This is a genomic window from Streptomyces sp. NPDC060209 (assembly GCF_042728155.1).
GTDB lineage: Bacteria > Actinomycetota > Actinomycetes > Streptomycetales > Streptomycetaceae > Streptomyces.
Window position 1 is genome coordinate 1 of the sequence record NZ_JBHWZS010000433.1, and the last position, 5,892, is coordinate 5,892.

Consider the following 5,892-nt stretch of genomic DNA (forward strand, 5'->3'; position numbering starts at 1 on the left):
ACGGAAACCCGTACCGGCCGCGCTCGCGCACCTACGTCCTACGCCTTGACGAGTGAGGGCTTCTCGTCGCCGTCCCTGGCCTCGGGGACGTGCGGCTCCGTGGGGCCCTCGTCCGTGATCATCTTCTCGTCGAACGGGAGGGCGCCGGAGAGGACCTGGTCCACCCGCTCCCGGTCGATCTCCTTGGTCCAGGTGCCGACGAGCACGGTGGCCACCGCGTTGCCCGCGAAGTTGGTCAGCGCACGGGCCTCGCTCATGAAGCGGTCGATGCCGACGATCAGGCCGACACCGTCGACCAGTTCAGGGCGGTGCGACTGGAGGCCGCCCGCGAGGGTGGCGAGACCGGCGCCGGTGACGCCCGCAGCACCCTTCGAGGCGATCACCATGAAGACCAGCAGCGAGATCTGCTCCCCGATGCTCAGCGGGTCGCCCGTCGCGTTGGCGATGAAGAGCGAGGCCATCGTGAGGTAGATCGCGGTGCCGTCGAGGTTGAAGGAGTAGCCGGTCGGCACGGTGATGCCGACGACGGGCTTGCTGACGCCCATGTGCTCCATCTTCGCGATCAGCCGCGGGAGGGCCGACTCGGAGGAGGAGGTGGAGAGGATCAGCAGGAACTCACGGCCCAGGTACTTGAGCAGGGAGAGGATGTTGACCCCGGCCACCAGGCGCAGGATCGCGCCCAGGATGACGAAGACGAAGAGCGCACAGGTGACGTAGAAGCCGACCATGATGATCGCGAGGGACTTCAGCGCGTCCACGCCGGTCTCGCCGACCACCGCCGCCATCGCGCCGAACGCGCCGACCGGGGCGGCCCACATGATCATGGCGAGGATGCGGAAGACGAGGCGCTGGATGTGCCCGATGCCGCGCAGGACCGGTTCGCCGGCCGAGCCCATGGCCTGCAGCGCGAAGCCCGCGAGCAGCGCGATGAGGAGGGTCTGCAGGACCTCGCCCTCGGTGAAGGCCGACACCATCGTGGTGGGGATGATGCCGAGCAGGAAGTCCACGGTGGACTCGCTGGCGCCCGAAGCCTGCTTCTCACCGGCGGCGCGGGCCGCCTCGGTGAGGTGGAGACTGGAACCGGGCTCCAGGAGGTTGCCGACGACCAGGCCGATGGCCAGGGCGACGGTCGACATCACCAGGAAGTAGCCGAGGGCCAGGCCGCCGACGGCGCCGACCTTGGCGGCCTTCCGTACGGAGCCGACCCCGAGCACGATCGTGCAGAAGATGATGGGCGAGATCATCATCTTGATGAGGTTGACGAAGCCTGTGCCGATCGGCTTGAGCTCGACGGCGAAGTCCGGAACCACCAGGCCCACCGTGATGCCCAGCACCACGGCGGCGATCACGGCCAGGTAGAGATAGTGGGTGCGGTCCCGTCGTGCGGCTTTCTCTGCCACGGGGGTCTCCTCGGGTATGCGGCGGCTCCCCGTCCCTGGGGGCCCCGGTGACTATTCACTTCCCTGTGACGGCCGTCACCCTTGCGTTCATATCGTTCACGGACGCTTATCGGCCACCTTGGGCCGGTGGTCCCCGCCAGGCAGACTGGGGTGCATGCGCCTGCCCCGTACCCTCCCCCGCAGCCTGGCCGGCCAGCTGTTCGCGATGCAGGCCCTGCTCGTGGCCGCGGTCGTGGCCGGGTGCGCCGTCTTCGCGTACGCCTCCGGCCGGTCCCAGGCGGAGGAGACCGCGGCCCGCCAGGTGCGGGCGGCTGCCCTCGCCATGGCCGGATCGCCGTCGGTGCGGGAGGCGATCCGTACCCCGGACCCGTCCGCCGTACTCCAGCCGTACGCGGAGCGGGTCCGCGAGGACACCGGGATCGCGTTCGTCACGATCATGAATCCGGAAGGGGTCCGCTGGACCCACCCCGACCCCTCCCAGATCGGCAGGAGCTTCATCGGGCACACCGAGCGCGCGCTGCTCGGCGAGACGTTCGAGGAGACCTACACCGGCACGCTCGGCCCCTCGATACGCGTGGTCACGCCGGTCCGCGACGGGGACAGGATCGTCGGCCTGGTCAGCGCGGGCATCACCGTCGAGCGGGTGTCCACACAGGTGCGGGAGCAGCTCGGCGCCCTGGGGACGGCGGCGGGTGCCGCCCTGGCGCTCGGCGCGCTCGGGACGTACGTGATCAACGCCAGGCTGCGGCGGCACACGCACGGGATGAACGCCCGGGAGCTGAGCCGGATGCACACCTACCACGAGGCCACGCTGCACGCGGTGCGCGAGGGGCTGCTCATGCTGGACGGGCAGCGCCGGGTCGCCCTGATCAACGACGCGGGCCGAGAGCTGCTGGGGCTGGCGCCGGGGGCGGTCGGGCGCAGGGTCGACGAGCTCGCGCTGCCGGCGCCGCTCACCGGGGCGCTCCTGGCGTCCGAGCCACGGGTGGACGAGGTCCACCTGACGGCGGACCGGGTGATCGTCGTCAACACCAGCCCGGTGGTCGGCGGCGAACGGCGTGGCACGGTCGTGACGCTGCGGGACCACACGGAGCTGCAGGCGCTGTCGGGCGAGCTCGACTCGGAGCGCGGCTTCACGCAGGCGCTGCGCTCGCAGGCGCACGAGGCGGCCAACAGGCTGCACACCGTGGTGTCGCTGATCGAGCTGGGCCGGGTCGAGGAGGCGGTGGACTTCGCGACGGCGGAGCTGGAGCTGGCGCAGGTCCTCACCGACCGCGTCGTGGGCGCCGTCGCCGAGCCTGTGCTCGCCGCTCTGCTGCTCGGCAAGGCGGCGCAGGCCAACGAGCGCGGTGTGGAGCTGGTGCTCGCCGAGGACAGCCTGATCGACGACGGGGCCCTGCCGCGCTCGCTGGCGCCGCGGGACCTGGTCACGATCCTCGGCAATCTGATCGACAACGCCGTGGACGCCGCCTCGGAGACGGCGACGGGCGACGCCGGCGGGCCCGTCCCCGCCCAGCGCACCGCGACACGGGCCCTGGTCACCGTGACCGCGCGGACGGAGTCCGGCGAGCTGCTGCTGCGGGTGGCGGACACCGGCGCCGGGATCGGTCCGGACGACGCGGACGAGGTGTTCCGGCGCGGCTGGACGACCCACGGCACGGGCCGCGGCCTGGGCCTGGCGCTCGTGCGGCAGGCTGTCCACCGCAACGGCGGGGCGGTGACGCTGGGCCGCGCACCGGGCGGCGGCGCGGAGTTCACGGTGCGGCTGCCGCACGCCGGCCGTACGGCGAGGGCGGAGGTGGTCGCACCGTGATCCGGGTGCTGGTCGTGGAGGACGATCCGGTGGCCGCGGACGCCCACCAGCTGTACGTGGGCCGGGTGCCGGGTTTCGAGGTCGCCGCCGTCGCCCACTCACGGGCGGAGGCCGTACGGGCGCTGGACCGGACGGAGGTGGACCTGCTGCTGCTCGACCTCTACCTGCCCGACGGGCACGGTCTGCAGCTGCTGCGCTCGCTCCGGGCGGCGGGGCACGGCGCGGACGTCATCGCGGTGACCTCGGCGCGCGATCTGACCGTGGTGCGGGAAGGGGTGTCCCTCGGCGTCGTGCAGTACGTCCTGAAGCCGTTCACGTATCCCACGCTCAGGGACCGGCTCGTGCGGTACGCCGAGTTCCGGGCGGCGGCCGGTGAGGCGAGCGGGCAGGAGGAGGTGGACCGGGCGCTGGGCGCGCTGCGGGTCGCGGACCCGGCCACGCTGCCCAAAGGGCTGAGCGGCCCGACGCTGGAGGCGGTGACAAGGGCCCTGCGGGAGGCGCCGGACGGGGTGACCGCGGCAGCCGCCGGGGAAGCGCTGGGGACCTCCCGGATCACCGCCCGCCGCTATCTGGAGCACCTGGTGACGGTCGGACGGGCCGCACGGCGCCCGAGCTACGGTCAGGTCGGCCGGCCCGAGCTGCACTACCACTGGGTGGCTGAAACCCGCTGATGGTCCCGTGCCCCGCGGGAGGGGCACCCTAGGAGGATCATACGAAGGGTGAACTGATAGGAACAGCCTGTAGCCAGGCCGTTCCCGGGCTTCTACGGTGGGGCCGTGCACCCCACCCCGCCCTTCAACGCCCCCGCCGCGCGCCGCCTCCGCGAGGCGCTGGGAATGGCTCCCGGACATGTTGCGTACGGGCTCGGCGCCCAGTACGGACTGCGGATCACGGCCGAGACCGTGATGGCCTGGGAGCGCGGTACGGCCCTGCCGGGTGAACGCGAACTGATGGCGCTGGCCGGCGTGCTGTGGTGCGCGCCGGGCGAACTGCTGGCCGCCGCGAGCACCTTGCGCGAGCACCGGCTGGCCCGCGACGTGGCGGTGGACGACCTGGCCCGGACACTCGGGATGACGGGCTCCGCGTACCAGCGGATCGAGGACTCGGGCCGCTGGCGCGGCAACGAGCGCCAGGCCGTGGCACTCTGCGACGCGCTGGACATGTCGGCGGCGCAGTTCCTGACGGCGACAGGCCGGAACGACGAGCTGACGGATCTGCTGACCAGGGCGGTCACGACCCGCTGGCAGGCATACGTTCGGCCGGTGGACAAGCTGGTACCGCTGGACCGGATCCTGGTCCAGGACGTGCTGGAGCAGTTGCACACCGACTACCAGGCCCTGATGGTGTCGACACTGAGCTGGAACACCGCGGGCCGGGACCGGACCGGGACGGCGGGCGAGGCTGGGCGGCAGTTCCTGGACCGGGTGGTCGAGGAGTTCTGGCGGACGGCGGGCATCTGAGCCGGTACGGGCCCTTCCGCCGGCCTCAGCTCCTCACCGGGTCGAAGGAGTACAGCTGGTCCGTCCCGTCCTTCGCACAGGCGAGCTGGACCACCTTGGCGAGCTCTTTCGTGCTCCCGTGCCGGGCGCCCAGACAGAGGTCGGTGTGGGCGGGCCGGATCCGGTAGCCCCGCACCGGATCACCGACCGGTTCGAGCCGGAAGATCTCGGCGGGGCCGCGGTGGCCGCACCCGGTGTCCTCCAGGGGCGTCCCGGTGGCCGTCAGCCCGTGGAGGACTCCGGTGCAGCCCTCCCCGTAGTCGGGGTGGTCGGTGGCCAGGCGCCAGGTGCCGGATCCGAGGGGCAGCAGGCTGAACTGCGGGACGGTTTCCGTGACGCAGGGCATCTGGTAGACCGTTCCGTTCTTGCGGCCGAGACGCTCCGACAGGCAGAGTCCCGTGCGGACCGACCGTATGCGCACGGGCCCCGCGGCCGGAGCGGTGACGGGCCCGGCGGTCTTCCTCCCACCGCCCTCCGGGGCCGCGCCGCCGTCCGGCAGGAGGACGGTCACCGCTGCGGCGGCCGCGACCGCCAGGGCAACTCCGGCGACGACGGCCACGAGCATCGGGCGGCGGCTCCGGGCGGGCTCGGGGGCTTCCGGCTCCGGACCGGGTTCCGGCGCGACGGAAGCTCCGGACTCCCGCGGCTCCACCGGCACCACCGGCACCACCGGCACCACCGGCACCACCGGCACCGCCGACCGTGGCTCCACCGTCACGAGGCGCCGCCCGTGCACCGCGATCTCCTTGCGGACCGCCAGCCAGCTGTCCACCTCTGCGGGACCGCAGCCGCAGGCGCGTACGAACGTGCCGAGCAGCTCCTCGCGGGGGACGGTCGTACGGGCCAGCATGTTGGCGATCGTGGAGCGCGGCAGCACATCGCCCACCGCTTCGGCCCGCTGCGTCAGTTCACGGAAGGTCAGCCCGGAGGCATCCTTGAGCCGGCGCAACAGCTCGACGAACTCGGCGGGACCCCGCGCCTCCTGAGGATCCGGACTTCTGCCGTCACCCGTCATCTGCTGTCTCCCCCTGTCTGGTCCGGCCCGCACGGTCCGGTTCCGGAGCCCATTGGGACATGTCCCGGACAGGGTCAAGCCTTGTTGATCCGGACCGTCTGCTCAAGAGTGGATTGCGGCACGAACCACGGGGGAACAGCAGCGGCCCCGACCGTCCACGGGGGG

At 72.3% G+C, this 5,892-nt stretch carries 5 protein-coding genes; 3 read left to right on the top strand and 2 right to left on the bottom strand.

The features are described from left to right. Nucleotides 1-38 precede the first annotated feature (38 nt). Nucleotides 39-1,400 (bottom strand): cation:dicarboxylate symporter family transporter, encoded by a 1,362-nt coding sequence (locus ACFWFI_RS40390; protein WP_387400569.1) that lies wholly within the window; start codon nucleotides 1,398-1,400, stop codon nucleotides 39-41. A gap of 154 nt (nucleotides 1,401-1,554) precedes the next feature. On the opposite strand from ACFWFI_RS40390, the gene ACFWFI_RS40395 reads away from it, so the two are divergent. The 3 genes from ACFWFI_RS40395 to ACFWFI_RS40405 all read left to right on the top strand — a co-directional run bounded on the left by ACFWFI_RS40395 (nucleotide 1,555) and on the right by ACFWFI_RS40405 (nucleotide 4,673). Beyond that, entirely contained in the window at nucleotides 1,555-3,213 is a 1,659-nt protein-coding gene (locus tag ACFWFI_RS40395; RefSeq protein WP_387400571.1) for a sensor histidine kinase, read from the top strand. Then, nucleotides 3,210-3,884, top strand: coding sequence for a response regulator (locus ACFWFI_RS40400; RefSeq protein ID WP_387400573.1), 675 nt, complete (start codon nucleotides 3,210-3,212; stop codon nucleotides 3,882-3,884). The genes ACFWFI_RS40395 and ACFWFI_RS40400 overlap by 4 nt, the downstream gene beginning before the upstream one ends. A 165-nt stretch (nucleotides 3,885-4,049) precedes the next feature. Next, entirely contained in the window at nucleotides 4,050-4,673 is a 624-nt protein-coding gene (locus ACFWFI_RS40405) for a helix-turn-helix domain-containing protein (RefSeq protein ID WP_387400577.1), read from the top strand. Between the two features lie 25 nt (nucleotides 4,674-4,698). Here the strand turns inward: ACFWFI_RS40405 and ACFWFI_RS40410 are convergent, their stop codons facing one another. Continuing rightward, complete coding sequence (locus tag ACFWFI_RS40410; protein ID WP_387400575.1) at nucleotides 4,699-5,727, bottom strand: helix-turn-helix domain-containing protein; 1,029 nt, start codon at nucleotides 5,725-5,727, stop codon at nucleotides 4,699-4,701. Nucleotides 5,728-5,892 lie beyond the last annotated feature (165 nt).

Excerpts from the sequence above, each read along its gene's own strand:
- ACFWFI_RS40395 (WP_387400571.1), top strand. The coding sequence starts at position 1,555 with ATGCGCCTGCCCCGTACCCTCCCCCGCAGCCTGGCCGGCCAGCTGTTC.
- ACFWFI_RS40405 (WP_387400577.1), top strand. The coding sequence starts at position 4,050 with ATGGCTCCCGGACATGTTGCGTACGGGCTCGGCGCCCAGTACGGACTG.
- ACFWFI_RS40410 (WP_387400575.1), bottom strand. The coding sequence starts at position 5,727 with ATGACGGGTGACGGCAGAAGTCCGGATCCTCAGGAGGCGCGGGGTCCC.